At 68.3% G+C, this 2,355-nt stretch carries 3 protein-coding genes; all 3 read right to left on the minus strand.

Going from position 1 to position 2,355, the window contains the following annotated elements; genetic code table 11:
- Positions 1-716: cytochrome-c peroxidase (locus ACTS11_RS10515; RefSeq protein WP_442640265.1), on the minus strand; the 716-nt coding region annotated here is incomplete at its 3' end.
- Between the two features lie 182 nt (positions 717-898).
- Complete coding sequence (locus tag ACTS11_RS10520; protein ID WP_442640266.1) at positions 899-1,255, minus strand: TfoX/Sxy family DNA transformation protein; 357 nt, start codon at positions 1,253-1,255, stop codon at positions 899-901.
- Between the two features lie 274 nt (positions 1,256-1,529).
- A partial coding sequence (locus tag ACTS11_RS10525; protein WP_442640267.1) for an isopenicillin N synthase family dioxygenase occupies positions 1,530-2,355 on the minus strand: 826 nt, incomplete at its 5' end.

A 2,355-nucleotide genomic window follows, 5' to 3' on the forward strand; every position in this document is an offset into this window, starting at 1 on the left:
ACGAGGCCGAAGGGGAAATAGGCCTCGCCACCCATGTTGACGCCGGCGTGGCACGACGCGCAACCCTGGTCGATGAAGGCCTGGAGGCCGCGGATCTCCTGCTCGTTCAGGGCGTCGGCACCCATCAGGAACTGGTCGAAGCGCGAGTTCGGCGTGGTCAGCGTCGCCTCGAAGGCCTCGATGGCCAGCGCGAAATTCTCGAACGTGACCGGGGCCGCCTCGCCGGGGAAGGCCTCGTTGAAGGCGGTGACATAGGCCTCCATCGAGTTCAGCGTGTCGATGACGCGCTGGGGCGTGTTGTTCATCTCGACGCCCGCCTGCACGGGGCCCATCGCCTGCTCGGCCAGGTCGGCGGCGCGGCCGTCCCAGAACTGCGCGATGTTGAAGACGGCGTTGTAGACGGTGGGCGCGTTCCGCGGTCCGCGCTGCCAACCATGGCCGATCGAGGTCTCGAGCCCGTCGACGCCGCCGAGGCCGACGTTGTGGCAGGACTGGCAGGAGAACAGGCCGGACCGCGACATGCGCGGATCGAAGAACAGCATCGCGCCGAGGTCGATCCGCGGGCGGCTGATGATGTTGCCCTCGAGTTCGGGCGTCGTCAGCGGAATGGGATCGAACAGATCGTTCGCGAGGGACCGCAACTCGTCGTTGGCGAGGGCGGGGCCCGCCAGCGCGGTGAGAAGCGCTGCGGTTGCGGTCAGTGTCAGGTATCTCATTGGGGTACTCCCGGGATCGTTGCGCGCTTCCGGAGGTCTTCTTGGAACGATTCCAGATTTCCCACGCGGGCGCAGGCGCCGACTTGATCCCGATCAAACGGGCGGGCGAAATCGGTCAGGCGCCGTGCGGCAGGGCGCCGCGCTGCGACGACATGGAGCGTGGCGGTTTGCGGAAAGCCGTCTCAGCGGCGCAGGCCGGTGCCGATCTCGTCGAGGATGCGCTCGATCGCGGGGCCCGTGCCGGCCGACCTGCCCGCGACGATCGCGTCGAAGCGCAGGCGCAGCGCGGCCTTTTCCGCGCCCTGGCAATCGTTCCAGGGGCGGCCCTGCAGCCCCATGATAAGGACGCAGTAGCCGATGAAGTGGGGGCGGTGGCCGGCGGCGAGCATCCGCCCGTAGGCCTCGTCGGCGCCGAGCGCGCGGAGCGCCGTGGCGGAGAGGATGCCCGCATCGGCGAGCGCGCGCGCCATGGCTGGACCGACGTTGCGGATCGCGGTCACGGGGTCGTCGGCCGCGTGGGCCGGGTCTTCGTCCGTCATCGCGGGCAACCTCCTGCCCGCGAGCCTATCAGATGCTCGCCCAGTCGGTGAAGTGGACGGGACGCGGGCGCGGTTTCTGGGGGGCGCCCTTGGGGGGGACGGGTTGGGGCTTGTCGGGCATAACTCTGCTCCACTGCGTCATGAAAAACGCGTTAATCGAACCCCAGGTCCGTGAAAAAATCGACCCGAAACATGGAAACAATGTGGCGCAATTGTGTCGGCGGTGGGGATGTGGCCGGCGGGCCACACCCCTTTTCTCTGCAATTTGAAGCGTTTATCCGCGTGCCTTCAGCGCGTCGTAGTTCGCCTTGATCCGCTCGAGGATGTAGTCGCCCGCCGTGATCGCGGGGTATTTCCGCGCCGGGCCCTGCAGGACGAAGTCGCGGTTGGCCTGCGCGAAGAAGGGGATCGAGTAGCGGGAGCCCTGGTATTCGTCGGCGCGCGGCATCCGCACCCGGTGCGGGTTGGACAGGAGCCTGTCGTCCGACCAGCGCATCAGCATGTCGCCGATGTTGCAGGTGATGATGCCCGTCACCGGCTCCACATCCGTCCAGGCGCCCTCCTCGGCGGCATGGCCGGGACAGACCTGGAGCCCGCCCTGACCCGTCTTCTGGTGGAGGAGCGTGAGGCAGTCGAAGTCCGTATGCGCGCCCGCGCGCCAACCCTCGAAATCCTCGGGCTTCGCGTTCTCCATCGGCAGGTAGTGGATCAGCCGCAGCGTCGACTGGTACTCGGGCGAGGCGGCATCGTGCGCGCGGGTGAAGAGGTCCTCGGGAAAGCCGAGCTTCATGGCGAAGCACGACAGCACGCGCATCGCGACCTCCCAGTTGGCGCGCTCGAAGGCCAGCATCGTCTCGCGGAAGCCCGGGATCGCCGCCGGATCGGGCCAGAGCCCGTCCATCCGGGGCAGGGTGATCTGGTAGCTCTCCTTCTGGTCGGGCGTGCCGGTCGAGGGGCGGACCTGCGCCTTGAACTCCCAGCCTGCGTTGGTGCCGGGGCGGAGCGGCAGGGCGGCCTTGGCCTCCCCGGGCAGCGCGAAGAAGGCCTCGCTGAGCGCGAAGGCCTCCTCGATCCGGTCGAGCGGGATCCCGTGACCGGTG

The organism is Roseicyclus sp. (assembly GCF_052168335.1).
In the GTDB taxonomy this organism is placed as follows: domain Bacteria; phylum Pseudomonadota; class Alphaproteobacteria; order Rhodobacterales; family Rhodobacteraceae; genus Roseibacterium.

Bases quoted from the DNA above. Each gene is read 5' to 3' on its own strand.
- ACTS11_RS10520 (WP_442640266.1), bottom strand. From the start codon at position 1,255: ATGACGGACGAAGACCCGGCCCACGCGGCCGACGACCCCGTGACCGCG.